Consider the following 21417-nt stretch of genomic DNA (forward strand, 5'->3'; position numbering starts at 1 on the left):
TTTTGGTGAAAATGACTTTTTTACGATCAAGAATTCACTTTTTTTGGCACACGGAGCCCAATAAAGCGCTTTTTGACTGCAAACGACACAGATGCCCCAAAACTCCCCCCGCGATCAGGCGCCGCAGGCTGTACACGCCGCTGGGAATTTCCGCCCCGGAAGCAATTGCTTTGCATGTGATCCGTGCCCGTACCAGGACAGGAACAGCGGACTTGCGCAGGATACGATTCCCATGGCCGGAAGAATTGCCTATATAAGGTAAGGCGCTTTACCGAGGCGCGACATGTGACATCCGGAAGGCGAGCAATGCTCGAAACATTTGAGCGCGCCGCTCTGGAAGCGGGCAAGGCAATCATGCAGGTTTACCTGGAGGGATGCCCGACGGCCAGGAAGGCAGACAACAGCCCGGTCACCATCGCGGACGAGCGGGCCGAGCGCATCATCATCGGACATCTTGAAGCAGCCTTCCCCAACACGCCAATCATTGCAGAAGAATCGGTGGCAGCTGGCAACATACCTGTGATCGGCAGATCATTCTTTCTTGTAGACCCGCTGGACGGCACTCGGGAATTTATCGACAAGCGGCCCGAATTCACCGTGAATATCGCCTACATCAGCGACCGACGCCCTCTCGCCGGGATTGTCTATGCTCCTGCCCTCGGCGTCGCCTTTGTTGGCGAAAACGACAAGGCCGAAAAGCTCCTTGTCGATGACCATTTTCAAGTGAGTCAGCGGACGGCCATCCAGGTGCGCTCGCAACCGACCGACCGGACGGCGTTGGCAAGTAGATCGCACAACAGCCCCGAGACGGACGTCTTTCTTGCGGCAAACGCAATATCGCGATGCACCAACATCGGCTCTTCACTGAAATTCTGCATGCTGGCCGAAGGTCGGGCCGACGTCTATCCGCGCTTCACGCGCACGATGGAGTGGGATACGGCGGCCGGCGATGCCGTGCTGCGCGCTGCGGGCGGCTCGACCCTGACGCTGGACGGGCTGCCGTTGACCTACGGGAAGATCTCACAGGCGCATGACAGCGACTTCGCCAACCCGAACTTCATTTCCTGGGGCAGTGCCAAATCCGCGTTGCAGCGGGCATAGCCCCGTCGAACGGCGAGTGGCGTGCGATATCGCCCGATGACGACAATTCCCTTCCCATGATCGGCGTCAATACGCCGCCGGATACCGTCAACCGCCTGACAAGTTGCTTCGGACACAAGTCTCTTTTCTCATTCAGGCCATGCGCACCAATTGAAGGTGAACAAGTCTGCCACGGCGGAAACTGGAACCCTGCTTTTTCAGACTGCATGGTCGGCCGGCGGCGTCGGCCACCGCCTGCTGATCTAAGAGACCGGTCTTTGCTTCCTACTGCTGACAGCAAGCACACTATCCTCCCCCGGACACGCTGCAGTGGTAGACGCAAACGGTACGACGGTACTTGCAGCCGCTGCCGGCCCTGCCTCGGCCGGTGCGGTACGCCATACGGCCAGCACGCTGGCGTCGCTGAATGAGGGGACTGGCGGCACTCGGGCATGAGGGCAGCCCGCAATATGAGTTCGGAACCACAAAGACCGAACTTTCGATGGACGCCTAAAGCAGTCGATAGCGGAATGCGCGGGCAATTGCCTGCATGCGATTGACCGAATCGAGCTTTCGCATGGCGCTCTTCAAGTATCCGACGACCGTATGCGCGGAGAGATCAAGAATAATCGCGATCTCTTCGCTGCTCTTTCCCGCGGCCGACCAGCGCAGGCATTCGACTTCCCGGCTGCTTAGGCTTTCCGTCGGTTGCTCCGGAGGCTTCTGCTGTCCGTATAACTCCAGGAATTCCATCCCTCGAAAAACCTGCTCCATCGCTTCCGCACGCGCGAGGCGCACGCGATCACCCGAGAACGCGAATATGTACTGCCGCAAGTGCATGTCATGCAGCGCGAACGCAAACGTGTTCTTCAGGCCATGGCCTCTGAAGCGTGTCGTCAGCCGCTGGTTTTCCTGATTTGCCGCCGCACTCTCGAACGGCGCCTTGTCGCAGAAGATCGGCATCGCCGTCTTCTTGAGGGCGGCGAGAAGCCTGCAGCAATAGAAGAGGTCAGCCTCCTCATAGAAATCGATGAGCTCTTGTGGCCAGTTGCTGACAAGATGATTGCTGGCAAAGCTGCTGCGGTCTCCACGTGGAAATTCAGCCAGCAAGTAGTGGTTGAACCCCGCCACCCTTGCCATTTCAGCGACGCAATCGTTGAAGCGTTCTGTTGACATTTTCTGCCCAGACGCGATCTGTAAAAAAACAGTATCCTCCGCGCCGTCCCGGACGGCGCGTTCTTGTCTCTTCATTTTCTTGTCCCTCGGCGGCCAACTCCGCTCACGCCCTTATCTTCCGACCCAAAAGGGGCCGCGCGGCGTCCGGGAAAAGCAAAAGACTCCGTATCAAAAGGATACGAAGCAAACAGCCTTAGTCATTCCGGACACTACAGTAAGAACGGAGACGAATTCTTGCGCTCACAACTATGTTGCGGCGCTTATAAATTGGCCATTATCAATTGCCCACCGACCATTACGCATGGCACCTATGCGCTCACCACAGATTTACGTTGGGCAAGGCTGCGTGGGCGCAAATCGCTTCTTGGAAAGCCGACGCCTAAATTTCTTATCAAAGTGTTACGATGCGCTTAGGCAATTCTTAAATGTGACAAGCTAGAGTGGCTGCCGTGGTCTTGAGTTGTGTAGAGAGTCCAATGACCGAAATGATACGTCCCCGAGTAAAATATGTCATCGGCCCCGATGGCAGCCCGCTGACGATTGCGGATTTGCCGCCGCCGAATACAAGGCGCTGGGTTATCCGCCGCAAAGCAGAGGTTGTAGCGGCAGTTCGTGGTGGCCTGTTGAGCTTGGAAGAAGCCTGCGAGCGTTACACGCTGACTGTTGAAGAGTTTCTGTCCTGGCAGTCTTCCATCAACAGCCACGGCCTTGCCGGTTTGCGCACCACGCGCATCCAGCAGTATCGCCACTGACAAGCCCTTCCTGGGCAACGAATTCTTCATTTCGGGCCGCTTGCATTTCCTGAGGGGGATAGACAAACGGCCCGAAGTCGTTGACGCAGCCAGTAGATGCCCTACTTCCGCCAGCTGCCACAAGTTTCACCGCGAGTTCCGCCCCATTGACCACTCGGCAGGAACTCGATCGGTGAGGCAACCTCCCCACCTCGTCTCATCGAACACTGTGTCCTCATCGGCCGGCTTGGCGCGGCCCAGATGACATGCCAATTTCCACCGACAGCGAAATGTTGATGAGGAATGGCAATGGACATCAAGAACGAAGAGAACCCCTCCGGCGGCCGCTATGTTGCAGAGGTGGAAGGCCACCGGGCCGAAATGACCTACTCCCGCACCTCGCCGAAGCTCGTCATTATTGACCACACCGGCGTTCCCGATGCGCTGCGCGGCAAAGGCGTTGGTCAGGCACTTGCTCTGCATGCGGTGGAGGAAGCACGCAAGGGGGGATGGAAGATCTTCCCGCTATGCCCGTTCTTCAAGGCGCAATCACAACGCCACGAGGAGTGGCGCGACGTCGTCAACGGTTAGCAGCCACACAACGCCAAAAGCCATGTATGACGGACGCGACAGCCCATCATGCATGGCTTTTTTCCGAGGCGATGCCCAAGCGCCAAACGGCGCCCGTTTCCTGCCCCTAGGCTCTTGCCCGGACTGCGCCGTCGCGCTCTTCCAGCGCGGCTGCACGTGCGTATTCCGCCTGCATCTCTTCGAGCGCCTGTTCCAGCGACTCTTCCTGCATCTTCAGTTCCTTGATCGAGACCTGAAGATTATCCGCGCGTTGGCGAGCTGCCTTCGCGAACGTCGGATAGGCGAAGTGATTCGGGTCGGAAATGCCGGACTTCTTTTCTTCGACGACGATCTGGCTCTCCAGATCTTTCGTCATCCGCTCAAATTCGGACATCATCATCTGCAATTGCTGCAGTTGGCGACGTTTTTCGTTCACCTGAAACTCCTTCAGGCGGACTAGGCTCTCACGCGACTTCATACGCATTACTCCAGTGATGCGAGACCCCTGTTCCACTTAAACCGCCCTTGCGAGCCGCTTTCACGCGGCCTGCCAAAAAAATTTCCGTCGGTATTAACCAAAACCTACCGCTGGTAACCTTTCGTTTACGGGCATCGTTAATGATAGTGCCGATGATTTAAGGGTCGGTAAACACAACTACGCGATTTCCGATACCGGTTCATTGGTGAGTCGAATGAATCGCTTACCGGCCGTTCTTAATGTAATACTTAAGAATCTGGCTTTGCGAATTCTCGTTGGAAAACAGCGGAATGGACAAAATATTTAATAAATTCGTTACCTCTTGCCAGAGGGAATCAGAATTTGTTAACCATTTCGTGGCAGCTTCCAAATCACGCAGTGACATATTCGGTATCGCGTAGGGGGCCAGACCACCTTTCGGCGGCGGTAAAGGGGATAAGAATGCGGGTACTACTCATCGAAGATGATAGCGCGACAGCGCAGAGCATCGAATTGATGCTCAAATCAGAAAGTTTTAACGTCTACACCACCGATCTCGGTGAAGAAGGCGTGGATCTCGGGAAGTTGTATGATTACGACATCATCCTTCTCGATTTGAACCTTCCCGACATGTCCGGATATGAAGTGCTCCGCACTCTCCGCCTGTCCAAGGTCAAGACACCGATCCTGATTCTGTCCGGTATGGCCGGTATTGAAGACAAGGTTCGCGGTCTCGGTTTCGGTGCCGACGACTACATGACCAAGCCGTTCCATAAGGACGAGCTGGTCGCGCGCATCCACGCGATCGTCCGTCGCTCCAAGGGTCATGCCCAGTCGGTCATCATGACCGGCGAACTGATCGTCAACCTCGACGCCAAGACCGTCGAAGTCGGTGGCCAGCGCGTGCACCTGACGGGCAAGGAATACCAGATGCTGGAGCTGCTTTCGCTTCGCAAGGGTACCACGCTCACCAAGGAAATGTTCCTGAACCACCTCTATGGCGGTATGGACGAGCCGGAACTGAAGATCATCGACGTCTTCATCTGCAAGCTGCGCAAGAAGCTCGCAAATGCTGCCGGCGGCGCGAACTACATCGAAACCGTCTGGGGCCGCGGCTACGTTCTGCGCGAGCCCGATGGCGCCGAGTACGCCGAAACCGCCTGACGTTTCATCCCCTTTGCCAAGATCAAAGAAATCCCGTCCCTTGTGGCGGGATTTCTGTTTTCAATATAGCGTCTATTTTTCGACACGTAGAAAAACCGCCCGGGGGCGGCCTTGATCGGCTGACAGATGCTGGCGACTACGCGGCGATAGCGCGGTTACCGAAAACGGCCGTCAGAATCTTGCGGTCGAACGGCTTGAGCAGAAAGTCGGTAGCCCCTGCCCGCTTGCCCATCATCAGCTTCTTGAGGTCGGCCTCAACCACGCAATAGTAGATCTTGACCTCCTTGCCGCCTTCCATGCCGCGAATGGTCGAAATCAACTCGAGCGCGTTGTCCATACCGGAATCGACGATGAGGTATTCGGGGAGTTGAACCTGGCAATTGGCGAGAGCTTCGACGGCACTCGAGGCTTCACTGACCATGAAGTCGAGCTCAGAAAGGATACGCTTCCCCACTTTCCGAACGACATCCGACGAGTCGGCGATCATAAACCTCTGCACGGCGGCTCCTTCCTCCAGCTTCTATCCCGGCTGGCGTCTTACCGGCCAAGGATAGAAACATTAGGCTAAGGATTTATTACCTCGGCGAGCGAATCGCCGTCGAGGCTTCCCTCAGGCGGCGACGACGTCAGCGGTAAATGTCAGTTCTTCTGTGGTCGCATTGTGGCCGAGCTCCATGCCGCATTCGGCGGCAAGCAGCACCGTATAGTAAGGCTGGATCGAGTGGGCATCGATGGCCTCTTCGATCTCCCCTGTCGAAATCTCCACGAATTTCGGCGGCAGGCGCATGAGTTTGCCCTTCGCGACGATCTTGAATTTTGCGTCAAGCTCGGGGTTCTCAAGCGTGACTTCAATGATGCCGCCACGTGGAATCGACGAATAGGCCACCAGAAACAGATTGAGCAGCAACTTCACTCGGTTCTTGGCGATAATCGCGCGCGGACCGCTCCAGATGACCTCGGTCTTCTTCTCGGCGGCCGCGAAATCCTTCGCCGCACGTTCGGCTTCACCGGTATCGATCGAAGCCCCGACCGATCCGGAGGCACCAAAGGCAAGCCGGGCAAACTTCAGGCGGACCGAGGCGTTGAGCGCGCTTGTCCTGATAAGATCCATTGCATCGGCATCGGCGCCGCCCTCGTCCAGAAGCTCCAGACCGTTGTTGATTGCGCCGACCGGCGAGATGACGTCATGGCAGACGCGGCTGCACAAAAGCGCGGCCAGGTCGGGGCCGGTCAGGGTAAGGTTCGGGTTTTTCGACATCATCGTCTCCAGGGCGGCAGGGTCATTCCGCCGTCTATCTTGCGCATCAAAATTGCGCGAGGTTTGCGGCCGTACTCGGCGCCATAATGACACCATATTTGGTAAACCGATTGTTAAGACCATACGCGCAAAATGAATCAAACGCCGGAAACGGCTCATCGTACCGACCATGATGAACGGATGACACCATGCGCTCCCATTTCCTCGGAAGATTTTCCGCCATCTGCCGGCTCTTTGTTGCGCTGACCCTCTCGCCTCTCATCCTTGTTCCAACTCAGGCAGCGGCGCAGCAGCAATCCAACGGCGGCCAGTATTCGATGCAGGAAATCGTCGACGCCGGGCACTCGTTCTTCGGCTCGACCAGTGGCGGCCTTGCCAAGGTGATCGAAGCGGCCTTTCAGAAATACGGCCTTCCGAACGGTTACATTCTCGGCCAGGAAGGCTCCGGCGCGTTTATTGCCGGCCTCACCTATGGTGAAGGTCAGTTGAATACAAAGAATGCCGGCGAACATCCGCTCTACTGGCAGGGTCCGTCGCTCGGCATTGATTATGGTGGCCAAGGCACGCGCGTCATGATGCTCGTGTACGACCTACCCTCGACCGAGGCCATCTACGCACGCTTCGGCGGCGTCAGCGGTCAGGCCTTCGTCATCGCCGGCTTCGGCATGACGCTTCTCAAGAACGACAACGTGCTCGTGGTACCGATCCGCACCGGCGTCGGCGCGCGCCTTGGACTGAATGTCGGCTACCTCAAGGTCACGCCGAACCCGACCTGGAATCCCTTCTGATTTCCATCGACGCCAGCGAACTCTCGCTCGCCGTTACCTTTCCGCCACTTGCTCTACGCGTCAGGTCCGCTTAATCATTGGTCCTGACGCAAATCAACTTCTGGAAGCCGTGGCCACGCCGTGATCGAATATGCTCTCTTGTTCGGATTGGGCTTCCTGACAGCGGCGTTCCTCGTCTTCCTAGTGTCGCCTGCTGTCCACCGCCGCATCGTCTGGTACACGGAAAACCGGATGCGCGCGACCATGCCGCTCAGCCCGCAGGAAGTGCGCGCGCAAAAGGACATGGTCCGAGCCCTCTATGCCGCCGAGAACGCCAAGACGACACAGCACCTGGTGCGCGAACGCGAAAAGTCGCTGGCGCTGCAGTTGAAGCATGACGCGCTGGCGCTCGACGCAGGACGGTTTGCCGCCGAGATCGGCGGACTGCAGGCCCAAATCAGCGATATGAGTGTCGAAGCCGCGGAACAGCGCTCGCACCTGCGCAAGGACGAGAACTACATCAGCCAGCTGAAAACGAGCCTTCACATCGCCGAGCAGGCAAGCGCCGCCAAGGAAGGCGAGCTCGACGCCCTTCGCACGCGCCTCAACAAGCTCGCGGAGCAGGCCGACAACCTCAAGATCGACTTGGCAGCGCGCGAGACCGAAATCGAGAGCGTGACATTCAAGGCAAACGCAGCCCGCATAGAACGCGACAATCTTCGCCAGGACGTGAGCCTGCTGCAGAAGCGCGCCAAGGATGCCGAGCAGAAACTGGCGCAGCATGAACATGCGGTCATCCGCCTGGAAGACCAGGCCCAGCGGGATGCGGCTTCGGCTGCCGAGAAAAACACGCTTCTCGGCAGCCGCCAGCAGGAGATCGCCAAGCTCAAGGAACAGGTCAAGGCAGCGAATGCCGAGCTGCGCAAGGCAAACCGCGCACTGCGCAATGCAGGCCTTGCGCCCGTCGCCCAAGATGCGGTTTCAGAGGAGCGGGCAACCGAGGAAACGATGGCAACCCAACTCGACACAGCAGCGATTGCAGCCCGCCTGAGCGAAGAAGTGCGCAAGCGCAGCGCCGCCGTCTCAGAACAACTTCTGAAAGCGAAATCCGACGTCAGCCAGGACGGCGCGGTACGCGAAGAGATCGCCGGCATCGCTGCAAGCATGGTTGCACTGACCGCCATCAACGAGGGTCCCTCGTCGCCGATCCGCGACCTTCTGCCGGATGCCACCGACGCTCTGGATGGCGAGCGCATCAACCTTGCGCAACGCGCAGCGACGATCCTGTCCGAGCCGGGCTGAGATCAGATCAGGTTCGCAGCCGACGACATGGCGAAGAGAGCAATGCCCGTTGCCGTCGCCACATTCAGGCTGTCCAATCCCTCTGATTGCGGGATCCGCGCGCTCTGAAAGCCCTCCAGGACCGCGGGAGGCAAGCCCTCGCCTTCCGTGCCCACAACCAGTGCCATGCGATCCGTCGGTGGTATGGCCCGGATGTCGGTCTCGCCGCGGGGCGAAAGCGTCCAGATTGAAAAACCGTTCGCCGAAAGCCGTGTCAGCACGTCGAGCGCCGTGCCCTTCCGTTCATAGGGGACGCTAAGAACGGAGCCGACAGAAACGCGTAGCGCCTTGCGATAGAGCGGGTCACACGATGTCTCATCGAGAAAGACGGCATCCGCGTTAAAGGCAGCCGCGTTGCGGAACATCGACCCGGCATTGTCATGGTTGGAAATGCCGCAGCCGACGAGGACGAGCGAACGTTCCGGCAGTCGGTCGATAAGATCGAACTCAGCCACCTCGCGCCGACCAAGCGCCAGCACGCCACGATGCAGATGAAACCCGACGATCCGGTCCAACACCTGCGCCTCCGCGACATATATCGGCACGTCGCCCGGCAGCCTTTCGAGGATCGGAGCGACGCCATCGACGCGATTCCTGAGCAGCAGCACCTTTTCGGTCGCAAACCTGCCGCTGCGGCTCGCCTCCACGAGCATGCGAAGGACGACCGTGCCTTCGGCTATGAAGCGGTTCTGCCGGCCGGTCAGATCACGCTCACGGATATCACGAAAGTCCGCAATACGAGGATCACCTGCGCGCTCAATGGCAATGAGGCGGGACCACATCGCCCTAGCCGCCGTTGACCGTCACATCGGCAACAATGCGCCCAGACTGGATATCGACGACAAGCGACTTCATGACGCCCTCGGCACTCGCCCCGAAAAACATGATCTGGCCTCCCGACAGCGACGACGACTGGATGACAAAGCCCGGCGGCAGCGTTGCCGTCACAGAAACCGGCACACCCGCCGACATGACGGCCGCCGGCTCCTTCGCGGGCGCCCGCATCGTCTTGTAGACAACGGCGCCGAAGACAGCCATAAGGCTCACGAACATGATGATGCCTGAGACGATCTGCAGGCGGATCATCTTGCGCCGGACACGTTCCATCGCCGGATCGAGGGGCTTTTCGTCCTGATCGTCTTCTGGCTGGATATTCGTCATATGTGGCGTTCCGTTCTATAAAATAATTCGGAGAAGAAGCGTCTTGAGCGACCCCTTTAAACAAGCATCCGGCATTAGAAAAGTCCTCACCGCCGACGAGAACGCCGAAGGCCGTCTGGACGCGTGGATGACCGCACAGCTTGGCGAAGAGTTTTCGCGCAGTCGCGTGAAGGCGCTGATCAAGGAAGGCCAGGTCTCTGTGGCCGGCAAGGTCCTCGCCGATCCGCAGAAAAAGGTGCGTCCTGGCGATATCTTTGAGATAGTGCTGCCCGAGCCGGAGGATCCCACGCCCCAGGGCGAAAATATTCCGCTCGACATTCTGTACGAAGACGATGATCTCATCGTGATCTCCAAGCCCGCCGGCCTTGTGGTGCACCCGGCGGCTGGCAACTGGACGGGCACGCTCGTTAACGCGTTGATCTATCATTGCGGCGACAGTCTTTCCGGCATCGGCGGCGTCCGCCGTCCGGGCATCGTTCACCGGCTGGACAAGGATACGACGGGCGTGATGGTCGTCGCCAAGAACGACATCTCCCATCGCCACCTGTCGCTGCAGTTTGCCGATCACGGCCGGACCATGCCGCTCGAGCGCGCGTACCAGGCAATCGTCTGGGGGCGTCCTCGTACGCTGACCGGCACGATCAATGCCCCGCTCGGCCGAGCCGTCGGCGATCGTACGCGCCGAGCCGTCAAACGGGCCGAGACGCAGGATGCCGACGAAGCAATCACGCACTACGAAGTTCTCGAGCGCTTCCACGAGAACCCCGACGCGACGTCGCTCGCCTCGCTCGTCGAGTGCCACCTCGAGACCGGCCGCACCCATCAGATCCGCGTGCACATGGCGCATATCGGCCACCCGCTGCTCGGCGACACCGTCTACGGAGCAGGTTTCAAGACAAAGGCAAATCTCCTTCCGGATGCCGCCAGGAAGACCGTGAACGCCTTCGCAAGACAGGCGCTTCACGCCTATATGCTGCAATTCGAGCATCCGCGCACCGGCGAAGTCATGCACTTCGAAGTACCGCTGCCCGAGGACATGGAAGAGTTGGCAAGCGCACTCCGCGCCTAGCCAAAGTAACGCCTTCGTGAACCGGTGTGCAGCCTTGAACCCCTGTTCCGCCATACTTATCTGTACATTGACTTAGTGCGGGCTTGGATAAAGCCGCACGTCCCGGTTCGCCTTTCGACGCAGGGGCGCGTTCCATCGGGAACCGGAATTCAGATAGGAGGGTGCTTTATGGCCCGAAATAACTTGCCGTCCATTACCGCCGGCGAAGCCGGTCTCAATCGCTATCTCGACGAAATCCGCAAGTTCCCGATGCTGGAGCCGCAGCAGGAATATATGCTGGCGAAGCGCTATGCGGAACATGGCGATCGCGAAGCCGCACACAAGCTCGTCACCAGTCACCTGCGCCTCGTTGCGAAGATCGCAATGGGCTATCGTGGTTACGGCTTGCCGATCGGCGAAGTCGTCTCCGAAGGCAACGTCGGCCTCATGCAGGCCGTCAAGAAGTTCGATCCGGAACGCGGTTTCCGTCTTGCCACCTATGCCATGTGGTGGATCAAGGCCTCGATCCAGGAATACATCCTGCGTTCCTGGTCTCTGGTGAAGATGGGTACGACCGCCAACCAGAAGCGGCTGTTCTTCAACCTGCGTCGCCTCAAGGGCCGAATCCAGGCCATTGACGACGGCGACCTGAAGCCGGAACACGTCGCTGAGATCGCCACCAAGCTGAACGTCTCCGAGGAGGAGGTCGTTTCGATGAACCGCCGCCTGTCAGGCGACGCGTCGCTGAACGCACCGATAAAAGCCTCGGAAGGCGAATCCGGCCAATGGCAGGATTGGCTCGTCGACGACCATGAGAGCCAGGAAGATGTTCTGATCGAGCAGGACGAACTCGACACGCGCCGCCACATGCTGGCGAAGGCGATGAGCGTTCTGAACGACCGTGAACGCCGCATCTTCGAGGCACGCCGTCTTTCTGAAGATCCGGTAACCCTCGAGGATCTCTCGGCCGAGTTCGACATCAGCCGCGAACGCGTTCGTCAGATCGAGGTCCGCGCCTTCGAAAAGGTCCAGGATGCTGTCCGCAAGGAGGCTCTCGAACGCGCCAAGGCCGTTCGGGTCGTCGAAGCCACGGCCTAAGGCACAAATTCTCTTCAAATGAAAAGGGCGGGACCAGATGGTTCCGCCCTTTCTTTTTGTCTCAACCGGCAATCACTGGCTGGTCGATACGTCGCCGAAAGCAGCCCATTCCTTGATCGCGGCGTTGAACGCTTCCCCGCCGGTCGAACCCTTCTGCATCGTCAGAAGCGCACGGCGACCGTTGCGATAGGTGATCGGGATATCGATCCAGTCGCGGCTTGAAAGGAGATCGAGATTCGCCTTGCGCGCATCCGGATAATCGTTGAGTGCGATCATGTGGAAATCGTCGGTGATCTTTGCAGGAACGGCAATCAGGGCGTCGCCACGATCCTGCTCGGTTCGCTTCATCGAAATGCGCTGGACGCTCTCGATGGCGCCGCCTTCAAAATTCGGCGGCAGCGAGAAGACCACCTCGACGATGTGGCTCGCCGGCAGCGACGGGTCGGAATTGCGCTTGAAGGTCAGTTGCGCCGACAGGTTCCGTTCAGGAACTGTTACTGTCGCCTGTACCGTCGCTTCCTGCCTGCCGTCCGAGCCGGCCTCGTGCTGGAGGCTCCAGACGACCGAGCCCTGGATGGCCGTCGGTGAACTCTGGCCGATCCGCTCCTCGTACAAGAACATCTTCTCGGTGGAACCGAGCGGCGCGGCTTGCGTGGCTCCGGCCGCCGGCGGCGGCGCAGCTGGCGCGGTCACAGCCGGGGCACCTGTCGCAGGCGTTGACGCCGCTGGCGGCGTGGTATCAGCCGCAGCAACGTTCTGTTCGGCCACCGACTTTCCTTCCGCCGTCGGCGTTCCCGGGACCGTGGCCGGGCCGCTGTCGACCTCTGTACCATCGGCAAGAAGCCGCTGGTTGAACTTGTTATTGACGGAAGCGCCGTCATTCAAGGAAGCAACTTCCTTTTTAGCATCAGTCGGCTTTGCGTCACTGGTCTGCGGCGTTGCCGCATCGGGCTTGGCAGGCGTCTGCTCGTTCTTCGCGCTCTGCGAGGGAGCGGCGCTGACGAGGTTCTTCACCATTGACGACAGCGCGTCCTGATTGGTCCAGGCGGCATATCCGCCGCCACCCACCACGCCCAGCGCAACGAGAATCGTCACGATGGAACCGATGCCGAACCGACGGCGCTTCGGCTCCATCCGGAAATTCTTGCCTTGGAATTTCGCGGCAACGGCACTGTCGAGATCGGCTGCGCCATCGTCATCCTCGGCAACGACGCCACGGTTGTCGTATCCGCGAAGCGGCTTGGCCTCCTGCCAGGCCGGATTGGTTTCCGAAGCGGATTTTGCTGCTGGCGTACCATGAATCTCCGAAAAGAGATCGCCGTCATCGAAATGGGCGTTGACCTGAACCTTCTTGCCGTTTTCAATCGGCGGCAGATCGTCGAAGGCCGCAGCCTCCCAGGAAAAGCCCTCGTTCGCGGCGGGCATCTTCACGCCGCCTGGCGTATGGTCGATCCCTGCGATGACGTCTTCAAACGCGCGTGCCGCTTCATTTGCGGGAGCAACTGGCGCAGCTTCCGAAAACTGCCTGAGTTCTTCAAGCGCCCAATCCGTCTGCGCATCCTTGGCCGGCGGCGCGGGCGTTTCCTCTACGGGCTCAGCCCACACCGGATCGAAATGCCCGGCGGCATCCGCGTGGAGCGGCTCCTCCTGACTGCGATCCACGAATTCTTCCGGCGGACGATCCAGCCCAAGGACCGGTTCAACCAGACGGTTGGTCATATCGTAGTCGCGTGCAATCGGCTGCAGCGCCGGTTCCTCGTAGGTCGGCTCGCTCGGTTCGACAAGCGGCTCCTCGGGCGCAGAAACGTGTTCCTCGTGACCGTGCTGATCCTCGTGGACAACCTCTTCGGAAGGAGCAGCATGCCCGTGTTCGACAGGCTCGGCTTCGCCGACAGGAGCCGGCGGCTCTTCATACGCCCAATGTTCCTCCTGCTGGGCGATATGTTCCGGCTCAGCAGCGACAGGCTCCTCGTCAGAAGGCGCAGGCTCTTCGTGATAAGGAACTGGCTCTTCGTGGGCAGGCGCAGATTCTTCGGCTGCCACGTGATCTTCGTGGGCCGGCGTCTCATGCGCTGGCACTTCGCCTCCGGCTTCGCTCGCAAGCGGTTCGGGAGCGACTGCTTCCTGCTCATGGCCTGCATCGGCGCTTGCCCCGACTGCAGGCTCGGCCGCGAGCGCAGCATCATCGGCAGGAACGGCTTCGGCATGTTCCGCTTCGACTTCGCGAATTGCTGCCTCCAGCTTGTCAAGCTGCCGTTGCAACATCGCTTCCGGAGGGCGCGGCTTCATACTCTCGAGCTGCCGCTGCACAGCACCGCGAGCGCGCTCGTAGACTTTCACCCGCATCTCGGGAGTATTTTCAGACAGGCCGTCAACCGCCCGCCGGATAACTGCGATAAAATCCGCCATTCGTACTTTCTCTAGGAGTGCGGTTCGCGCCGCGAGCCGCACGAATAATGACCCGAGACCTTAATCCTCAAACGGATCGGTCACAAGTATCGTGTCGTCTCGCTCAGGACTTGTAGACAGGAGAGCGACGGGCGCCCCGATCAACTCTTCGACCTGGCGGACATACTTGATTGCCTGGGCCGGCAGATCGGCCCAGCTGCGGGCGCCGACCGTCGATTCCTTCCAGCCTTCAAGCGTGACGTAGACCGGTTCGACGCGAGCCTGCGCACCCTGGCTGGCGGGAAGATGATCGATCTGCTCGCCGTCCAGCTTGTAGCCGACGCAGATCTTCAGTTCTTCCAGGCCGTCGAGAACATCGAGCTTGGTCAGCGCGATCCCGGTAATACCGTTGGTTGCAACCGACTGGCGGACGAGCGCCGCATCGAACCAGCCACAACGACGCTTACGGCCGGTTACGGTGCCGAATTCGTGGCCCTTTTCGCCGAGGAACTGGCCAATGTCGTCATGCAGCTCCGTCGGGAACGGACCCTCACCAACGCGCGTCGTATAGGCCTTGGTGATGCCGAGGATGTAGCCGAGCGATCCCGGCCCCATGCCCGAACCGGCAGCAGCCTGACCGGCAACGGTGTTTGACGACGTCACGAACGGATAGGTGCCGTGGTCGATGTCGAGCAGGCTTCCCTGCGCGCCTTCGAAGAGGATGCGGGCGCCCTTGCGGCGTTCCTTGTCGAGGAAAAGCCAGACGGTATCGCGGTAGGGAAGTACCCGATCGGCAATCGACGTCAGTTCAGTCATGATCGTGTCGTGGCTGACCTCGGCGACGCCAAGGCCGCGGCGCAGCGCATTGTGATGCGTCAAGATGCGGTCGACCTTGCCCGGCAGCGTATCGAGATCGGCGAGATCCATCACGCGGATGGCGCGACGGCCAACCTTGTCTTCATAGGCCGGACCGATACCGCGGCGCGTGGTGCCAATCTTCGTGCCGCTATTGGAGGCTGCATCTTCGCGGTAGGCATCGAGCTCGCGGTGCAGGGAAAGAATGAGCGTCGCGTTGTCGGCGATGCGCAGGTTCTCGGGAGAAATCTTCACGCCCTGCTTTTCCAGCTTCTCGATCTCGGCAATCAGCGCATGCGGATCGACGACGACGCCGTTGCCGATTACGGCCATTTTGCCGGGACGCACGACGCCGGATGGCAAGAGCGACAGCTTGTAACTGGTCCCGTCGATAACCAGCGTATGGCCTGCATTGTGTCCGCCCTGATAGCGCACAACGATGTCCGCACGTTCTGAAAGCCAATCGACAATCTTGCCTTTGCCTTCGTCACCCCATTGCGAACCGACCACGACTACGTTCGTCATTCACGTCTTCCTGTTAAAGGCGGATTTAACCGCACCCTTCTCAAACCCGCGCATCTATAATGCTTTGTTACCGGGAAAGCGACCCTGTTATGCCGCCGGAATCGGCTTTTTACGTGACAAATCAGCCATCATCGGGCTATTGGCCGATCATACCCTGAGGTTGAGAACCACATCGCCGTCATCGGAAAGAATCGCCTGTGCAGGTCGCCGCTTATATTTCTCTCGTCGTCGCAGCGCTGTGCTGGGGCGCAAACGCGGTGGCGGGCAAGCTCGCGCTTGGGCACGTCAGCCCAATGATGCTGACGTTTCTGCGCTGGTTCCTTGCAACAGCACTCATCGCCGCCGTTTCGGCACCGCAATTGAAGCGCGACTGGCCGATCGTCCGCAAGAATCTGCCGCTGCTTTTCTTTTACGGCGTCATCGGCTACACGCTCTTCAACGCCATGCTTTACTCGGCCGTCAAATATACGACCGTGATCAATGTTGCGATCGAGCAGGCCGGCATTCCGATGCTGATCTTCTTGCTGAATTTCGTCTTCTTCCGCACAGGCGTCTCTACGGCACAAGTCGTCGGCTTCGCCATGACACTCGGCGGCGTCGCGTTGACCGCCGCGCATGGCGACCTGACGACTCTGCTGCAACTGGGCCTCAACCGCGGCGATGGGCTCATGCTGATCGCTGTCGCCGCCTATTCGGTCTATACAATTTTCTTGCGCTGGAAGCCGCCGCTCGATTGGCGCACGCTGATGGCCATCCCCGCGCTCGGCGCGACGCTGACCGCAGTGCCACTTCTCATTTGGGAAAACACACAGGGTGCGGTACAGCTACCTGATAACAAGGGCTGGCTGATTGCCTTCTACACGGCGATCTTCGCCTCCTTGCTTGCGCAGATTCTTTATATCAAGGGCGTCGAAACAATCGGCGCAAATCGCGCCGGGCTCTTCATCAACCTCGTGCCGGTCTTCGGAACGCTGTTGTCGGTGGCCCTGCTTGGCGAGCGCCTTCAGCTTTTCCATGTGATTGCACTTGGGCTCGCCTTGGGGGGCATCGCCATCGCCGAGAAAGGTCGCCCCCAGAGAGCTGCCTCGACCGCTCCTGCCTCGCCTATGGACTAGCCAAGTTCCAGCGTCGTGACGCCGAAGACGTTCTTCAGTGGAACGACCGGCGCTGTTCCCCGATACATCCGAGCGGTTTCAAAGACCGGCACCAAGCCCACGCTCTCGGCAAGCTCGACCGCCTCGCCGTTGCTGGTCGGAATATCGATGAAGACCTTCGCTCCCTTGGCATGAGGCGCCAGCAGCGAAAGCAACGCTGCAGCGCTATCCTTGTCGGCCGCAAACAGCGGCCCGATCTTGTAGCCTTCATAGCAACGACGGATGGTTCCGTAGCCGCGAATCTTGCCACTCTTGCGCACGACGGCAGAGTGCCGGTCCTTGCGCGTTGCACACCACGACGCCACAAACGACGGCCGCGGAGCCGGAAAGATCGTCGCGTCATAGCGCAGCAATCCGTCAAGCTTGTCCGATACGGCATGTGCCACCAGCGTTGATTCCGGCACGGCAGAAATCATGCCGCCATACCGAACCGTCCGATAGGCCTCTTCGAAGCCCGCCTTGCGGTAATTGTCCTGTTGCGCGGGGACACCGTCCAGGCCAATGCTGCGACCTTCCGCAGACATCATCCCGACATTCCAGATGGTCTTGCCGTAGCCCTTACCCCTAAAATCCGGATGGACGATATAAAGCCCAAGGAAGGCGAAATCCTCGCCGTACTTGACGACAGAAATCGAGGCGACCGGCACCTCCCCGAGCACGCCAACAAAAAATCCGGACGGGTCCGCATCGTGGAACGCGATCGAATCGTCGAGGCCGGGATTCCATCCCTCCTGACGTGCCCACTCGAGCACTAGCTCTAACTCACCGGGTCGCATCGGGCGAACGGCAAACTCCGAATTCATACAACGTCCCTAAATCAGATCGACCGCAAGCAAGCACCTGCGAAACAAATAAAGATCAAAGTCCAACAGCCGTAAAGACAGCCGACGGCGAAGAAACATGTTCACGGCTAAGGCGATCTGCAGCGATCGTCATGAAGCACGACCCGAAATTCTTCGCATCGCAATCATCATGGAACAGGGAGATTACAATCTCAAGATAATTACTTAAGAGAACATGAAGACGCGGTCGGCTTCAGAATTGGAGGACCATAGCCTGTTCGAAAAGCCTTGTAAGGCCGTCGCATTCGCAGCATGCCAAAATGAAGACACCTACGAGATGGCGATGACCTCAAGCTCTTGACCACCGACACTGACCACATCTCCAACGGTTTTGCCGATGAGAGTTCTTGCCACCGGCGATACGAAGGAAATCGATCCGGCTTTGGGATCAGCTTCGTCCTCTCCCACGACCCGATATGTCTGCACGCGCCCGTCGTCTCGGCTGAAGGTCACGGTGCTTCCAAAGGCAACGGTATCAAATGAAATCGGATCAGGGATAACCTGCGCCGTGCGGGCCCGTGCAGCAAAGTAGCGTAGATCCCGCAACGGGTTCGCGGCCTGCCGCCGTCGTTCATTCACGTCTTCGATTGTGCTCGCAACATCATAGGCCTCGCGAGCTTGCTGCAGCTGCAATTCCAGAGCCTTCAATCCCGCTTCCGTAACGAGGTTCGGATGCGGCGAAATTGGACGGTCAGGCAAAAGCGTTTCTGAAGCAGCTTCGGCACTTTCTTCTTTGACGAAGGCAACACTCAATTTCGAAACTCCGCTTGAGTACTCTCTGTTGTCTCGCAGCACATGCGATGGGTGCGGATTGATCGGAACCGCGCGTACCCAGCAATAGCCCGGCGACACCGACCCGTTGGTGCCGCCGCAATCGACTTTATACCATCTCTTCCAATGGTCACAGCGGGCCACCAGAACGAGCCGCTTGAACCGACGATTGCCGCAAAACGCCTTGCCCGTTTCGGCGAATGCGACCCATTGCCCTACCAAATATCCCCGCCCGCTCCGCCTGAACCAGAATCATATTCCCATTCATTGCTGCGGAACAACGCAGACGCTTCACAACCAGAGACAAGCCTATTGGATTATCCCCCTCCGCATTCGAATGAGGTCTGTCGGATGGCCGAGGGCCATCCGACAAGAGCCACCTAGCGATATGGCTCGAAGAACCTGTGAATGGCGTCGATTTCGTTCTGCCGGATATCGTGCCCGCCTGCATGCCATTCCGTCGTGACAGAAGCATTCTGTGCTCCGAAATAGTCGGCCAAGGCCCTCGTGACGGGCGCAGGGCTGATCGGGTCGCGCTCACCGGCGGTGATCAATATCTTGCGTCCAGCCAGTGCGGCGTTCGCCTTCGGCTGAAACGGGATCAGCGGATGCATCAGCACCGACGCATCGAACAGTCCCTTATCGATCAACACGTTGGCAAGAATATTTGCCCCGTTCGAGAAGCCAAGTCCGAGGATATCAGTCGCCTCATGTTCTTTCGCCAGCGTTCCGACAAAAGCGACCATCTTCTCCGTTGCGCGGGCAAGGTCCGTCATGTCGTAGACGCCCTCGCCAGTGCGTTTGAAGAAACGTGCCGCACCAAACTCCGAGACGTCGCCGCGCGGCGAGACGATCGTCGATTCCGGCAGCAGGCGCCGCGCGAAATCGAAGAACTGGTTTTCGTCGCCGCCCGTTCCGTGCAATACGAACAGGATGGGCTTTCCAGGTGCACCGACCTGCAGCCGGTGCACATAGCTGTTATCGGTCATCGCGCGTCCCCTTAGGCTTCAAGTGGCTGCAGGTGCTGCTCGATGAGAGCGCGCAGGTGCTGATGCTGCTGTGGCAGCTTCAATGCTTCGCCAAGATGCGCAGTGTCCTCGTCACGGTTGAAACCGGGCTCGTTGGTCGCAATCTCGAACAGGATGCCGCCCGGCGTACGGAAGTAGATCGCCCAGAAATAGTCGCGATCGATGACGGGCGTCACCTGATAGCCAGTGTCCATCAGAGCCTTGCGTACTTCGAGCTGCTTCTCGCGGTTTTCTACGGCGAAGGCGACATGGTGGACTGAACCGGCACCCGGCAAAGCGCGTGAAACGTTCGGCATCATTTCAAGATCGACGAGATGCGCGCCATTTCCACCCGGAATGGTCAGGCGCTTGACGCCATCGCCTTCTTCCTGGACTTCGTAGCCCATGAACTTCAGCAGTTCCGACGTGGCACCGTCATCGCGCAATCGCATGGCAACCGAGTGGAACCCGCGGATCGCATGATCCTCGCTGATGCCGCCGTGCGTCCAGGGCAGCCGATTGTCATCCTTGACCTCGACAAGAGCAAAACCGTCGCCATCGGGACCGGCAAAGTTCAGGCGCTTTTCACCGAACGTTTCCTCGGTTTTCAGACCGGTGACCTCAAGTTTGTTCAGGCGATCGTTCCAGAAGCCGATCGAGCCCTGCGGGACCGAGAAAACCGTGGTTCCGACTTCGCCGGTTCCAGGGCGACCCTTCGGCATCTTCGGAAACGGGAAGTAGGTCATGATCGTGCCGGGCGCACCGGTCTCGTCACCATAATAGAGGTGATAGACGTCGGGCGCGTCGAAATTCACGGTCTTCTTTACGCGGCGCAGGCCGAGCGCGTTGGTGAAGAACTGGTTGTTAATGCGGGCATCCTCCGCCATCGATGTGACGTGGTGCAGGCCCTTGATTTGGTCGAGCATTTGAGACCCCTTTCTTGCCCGCCTCGCGGGCTTCGGATGGGGTATAGATGATCGCTAACGGCCAATCGGAATAGTCCCGTCGATCGGAACGCATTGTCTCTTTTTAGTGAACGACAAAATGAAATCGTTCAGAAAGAGCCTAGACATCATGTGGAGCCGCAGGCAGCTGCCAGTCGATCGGCGGCCGGCCGCGTGCTTGTAAAAAGGCATTAGCCTTGGAAAAATGGCCGCAACCAAAGAACCCGTTATGCGCGGAAAGCGGCGATGGATGCGGCGCTTTCAACACCAGATGACGTGACGTGTCGACGAAGGCGGCTTTGCGCTGGGCATAGGAGCCCCAGAGCATGAAGACGACGGCATCACATTCATCATTGACCTTGCGGATGACAGCGTCGGTGAAGCGCTCCCAGCCCTTGCCCTGGTGCGACGCAGCCTGCGCCTCCTCAACTGTCAGCACACTGTTCAGCAACAGGACGCCTTGGCGCGCCCAATGCTCCAGGAATCCGTGCCGAGCCGGCGGAATGCCCAGATCGCTCTGCATTTCCTTGTAGATATTGACGAGCGACGGTGGGATTCGAACGCCCGGTCGAACGCTGAAACAAAGACCATGCGCCTGGCCGAGCCCGTGATAGGGATCCTGCCCCAAGACAACAACCTTGACGTCCGCCAGTGGCGTCAGATCAAGAGCGCGGAAGTACTCCGATCCTTTGGGAAATATCCGCTTGCCTCCCTGTTTCTGGGCGACGAGGAATGCCTTGAGCTGCTGCATGTAAGGACTAGCGAATTCGCCGTCGAGAGCCTCCCTCCAGCTTTCCTCCAACGCAATCGACTGTTCATTCATGGACGGTCCCTCGTCCGCTTGGATGCGCTTTCAGCTTGCCTCGAAGCGGGAATTGGCAGACATTTTATTGTTCGCCGGGGTTCACTATTTACGAACGCTGAGTAGATTGCGGTCGAATCGCTGGCGAATTCAAGCGCATTCGGGGGCTTATTCAGGATGAAATTCGGAACGAGTGGGCTTCGCGGCCTGTCTGTCGACCTCAAGGGGCAAGCTTCGGCGCTCTATGCCACCGCCTTCGGTCGCTATCTGCTCGACAG

Annotated in this window: 23 protein-coding genes; 10 read left to right on the forward strand and 13 right to left on the reverse strand. The window is 59.0% G+C overall.

Annotation, left to right across the window (positions count from 1 at the left end):
- Window positions 1-306 precede the first annotated feature (306 nt).
- Together cysQ and FHX09_RS30370 are read left to right on the forward strand one after the other, a co-directional pair.
- Window positions 307-1101 (forward strand): 3'(2'),5'-bisphosphate nucleotidase CysQ, encoded by a 795-nt coding sequence (gene cysQ / locus FHX09_RS24765; protein ID WP_007790299.1) that lies wholly within the window; start codon window positions 307-309, stop codon window positions 1099-1101.
- A gap of 309 nt (window positions 1102-1410) precedes the next feature.
- Window positions 1411-1536, forward strand: a complete 126-nt coding sequence (locus tag FHX09_RS30370; RefSeq protein WP_281412178.1) for a hypothetical protein — start codon at window positions 1411-1413, stop codon at window positions 1534-1536.
- A gap of 54 nt (window positions 1537-1590) precedes the next feature.
- Here the strand turns inward: FHX09_RS30370 and FHX09_RS24770 are convergent, their stop codons facing one another.
- Window positions 1591-2331 carry a LuxR family transcriptional regulator gene (locus FHX09_RS24770; RefSeq protein ID WP_183722441.1) on the reverse strand — a complete coding sequence of 247 codons (741 nt, stop codon included), beginning with the start codon at window positions 2329-2331 and terminating at the stop codon, window positions 1591-1593.
- A gap of 401 nt (window positions 2332-2732) precedes the next feature.
- Here FHX09_RS24770 and FHX09_RS24775 point away from each other — a divergent pair, with 401 nt between their 5' ends.
- On the forward strand, window positions 2733-3008 hold the full coding sequence (locus FHX09_RS24775; protein WP_007533628.1) for a DUF1153 domain-containing protein: 276 nt from the start codon (window positions 2733-2735) through the stop codon (window positions 3006-3008).
- Between the two features lie 288 nt (window positions 3009-3296).
- The gene (locus FHX09_RS24780) at window positions 3297-3578 is read left to right on the forward strand and encodes a GNAT family N-acetyltransferase (protein ID WP_184450782.1); all 282 of its coding nucleotides are present in this window, start codon (window positions 3297-3299) and stop codon (window positions 3576-3578) included.
- 106 nt (window positions 3579-3684) lie between these two features.
- On the opposite strand, the gene FHX09_RS24785 is transcribed toward FHX09_RS24780, so the two are convergent.
- Window positions 3685-4035 (reverse strand): hypothetical protein, encoded by a 351-nt coding sequence (locus tag FHX09_RS24785; RefSeq protein ID WP_007790305.1) that lies wholly within the window; start codon window positions 4033-4035, stop codon window positions 3685-3687.
- A 441-nt stretch (window positions 4036-4476) separates the two neighbouring features.
- Here FHX09_RS24785 and ctrA point away from each other — a divergent pair, with 441 nt between their 5' ends.
- Complete coding sequence (gene ctrA / locus FHX09_RS24790) at window positions 4477-5178, forward strand: cell cycle two-component system response regulator CtrA (RefSeq protein ID WP_003542362.1); 702 nt, start codon at window positions 4477-4479, stop codon at window positions 5176-5178.
- Window positions 5179-5314: 136 nt separating this feature from the next.
- Here ctrA and FHX09_RS24795 read toward each other — a convergent pair whose 3' ends face one another.
- Together FHX09_RS24795 and FHX09_RS24800 are read right to left on the reverse strand one after the other, a co-directional pair.
- Entirely contained in the window at window positions 5315-5677 is a 363-nt protein-coding gene (locus FHX09_RS24795; protein ID WP_007790307.1) for a response regulator, read from the reverse strand.
- A gap of 111 nt (window positions 5678-5788) precedes the next feature.
- On the reverse strand, window positions 5789-6436 hold the full coding sequence (locus FHX09_RS24800) for a histidine phosphotransferase family protein (RefSeq protein WP_007790310.1): 648 nt from the start codon (window positions 6434-6436) through the stop codon (window positions 5789-5791).
- A gap of 188 nt (window positions 6437-6624) precedes the next feature.
- Between FHX09_RS24800 and FHX09_RS24805 the strand changes: the two genes are divergently transcribed.
- The gene (locus FHX09_RS24805; protein WP_132593431.1) at window positions 6625-7224 is read left to right on the forward strand and encodes an EipA family protein; all 600 of its coding nucleotides are present in this window, start codon (window positions 6625-6627) and stop codon (window positions 7222-7224) included.
- A gap of 120 nt (window positions 7225-7344) precedes the next feature.
- Complete coding sequence (locus tag FHX09_RS24810) at window positions 7345-8505, forward strand: hypothetical protein (protein ID WP_132593429.1); 1161 nt, start codon at window positions 7345-7347, stop codon at window positions 8503-8505.
- A gap of 2 nt (window positions 8506-8507) precedes the next feature.
- On the opposite strand, the gene FHX09_RS24815 is transcribed toward FHX09_RS24810, so the two are convergent.
- Together FHX09_RS24815 and FHX09_RS24820 are read right to left on the reverse strand one after the other, a co-directional pair.
- Complete coding sequence (locus FHX09_RS24815) at window positions 8508-9326, reverse strand: RNA methyltransferase (protein ID WP_183722449.1); 819 nt, start codon at window positions 9324-9326, stop codon at window positions 8508-8510.
- A 4-nt stretch (window positions 9327-9330) separates the two neighbouring features.
- The gene (locus tag FHX09_RS24820; RefSeq protein WP_183722452.1) at window positions 9331-9705 is read right to left on the reverse strand and encodes a hypothetical protein; all 375 of its coding nucleotides are present in this window, start codon (window positions 9703-9705) and stop codon (window positions 9331-9333) included.
- A 43-nt stretch (window positions 9706-9748) separates the two neighbouring features.
- Between FHX09_RS24820 and FHX09_RS24825 the strand changes: the two genes are divergently transcribed.
- Together FHX09_RS24825 and rpoH are read left to right on the forward strand one after the other, a co-directional pair.
- A complete protein-coding gene (locus tag FHX09_RS24825; RefSeq protein WP_132593424.1) occupies window positions 9749-10774 on the forward strand; it encodes an RluA family pseudouridine synthase in 1026 nt (341 codons plus the stop codon).
- Between the two features lie 168 nt (window positions 10775-10942).
- On the forward strand, window positions 10943-11851 hold the full coding sequence (gene rpoH / locus FHX09_RS24830; RefSeq protein ID WP_007801234.1) for an RNA polymerase sigma factor RpoH: 909 nt from the start codon (window positions 10943-10945) through the stop codon (window positions 11849-11851).
- 72 nt (window positions 11852-11923) lie between these two features.
- Here rpoH and FHX09_RS24835 read toward each other — a convergent pair whose 3' ends face one another.
- Both FHX09_RS24835 and FHX09_RS24840 read right to left on the reverse strand, forming a co-directional pair.
- Window positions 11924-14260 (reverse strand): hypothetical protein, encoded by a 2337-nt coding sequence (locus tag FHX09_RS24835; protein ID WP_132593422.1) that lies wholly within the window; start codon window positions 14258-14260, stop codon window positions 11924-11926.
- A gap of 60 nt (window positions 14261-14320) precedes the next feature.
- The gene (locus FHX09_RS24840) at window positions 14321-15619 is read right to left on the reverse strand and encodes an adenylosuccinate synthase (RefSeq protein ID WP_007801231.1); all 1299 of its coding nucleotides are present in this window, start codon (window positions 15617-15619) and stop codon (window positions 14321-14323) included.
- Window positions 15620-15816: 197 nt separating this feature from the next.
- Here FHX09_RS24840 and FHX09_RS24845 point away from each other — a divergent pair, with 197 nt between their 5' ends.
- A complete protein-coding gene (locus FHX09_RS24845) occupies window positions 15817-16734 on the forward strand; it encodes a DMT family transporter (RefSeq protein ID WP_183722454.1) in 918 nt (305 codons plus the stop codon).
- Here FHX09_RS24845 and FHX09_RS24850 read toward each other — a convergent pair.
- From FHX09_RS24850 to ung, 5 genes are all read right to left on the reverse strand, one after another.
- Window positions 16731-17576: a GNAT family N-acetyltransferase gene (locus tag FHX09_RS24850; RefSeq protein ID WP_132593418.1), complete on the reverse strand. Its 846-nt coding sequence runs from the start codon at window positions 17574-17576 to the stop codon at window positions 16731-16733. The two genes, FHX09_RS24845 and FHX09_RS24850, sit on opposite strands and share 4 nt — an antisense overlap.
- 309 nt (window positions 17577-17885) lie before the next feature.
- Window positions 17886-18368: a transcription elongation factor GreA gene (greA, locus tag FHX09_RS24855; RefSeq protein WP_132593416.1), complete on the reverse strand. Its 483-nt coding sequence runs from the start codon at window positions 18366-18368 to the stop codon at window positions 17886-17888.
- 398 nt (window positions 18369-18766) lie between these two features.
- Entirely contained in the window at window positions 18767-19375 is a 609-nt protein-coding gene (locus tag FHX09_RS24860) for an alpha/beta hydrolase (RefSeq protein WP_132593414.1), read from the reverse strand.
- Window positions 19376-19386: 11 nt separating this feature from the next.
- Complete coding sequence (locus FHX09_RS24865) at window positions 19387-20319, reverse strand: VOC family protein (RefSeq protein WP_132593412.1); 933 nt, start codon at window positions 20317-20319, stop codon at window positions 19387-19389.
- Window positions 20320-20458: 139 nt separating this feature from the next.
- Complete coding sequence (gene ung / locus FHX09_RS24870; RefSeq protein WP_132593410.1) at window positions 20459-21160, reverse strand: uracil-DNA glycosylase; 702 nt, start codon at window positions 21158-21160, stop codon at window positions 20459-20461.
- Between the last annotated feature and the right edge of the window lie 257 nt (window positions 21161-21417).

The organism is Rhizobium sp. BK538 (assembly GCF_014197575.1).
Classification (GTDB): Bacteria; Pseudomonadota; Alphaproteobacteria; order Rhizobiales; family Rhizobiaceae; genus Rhizobium.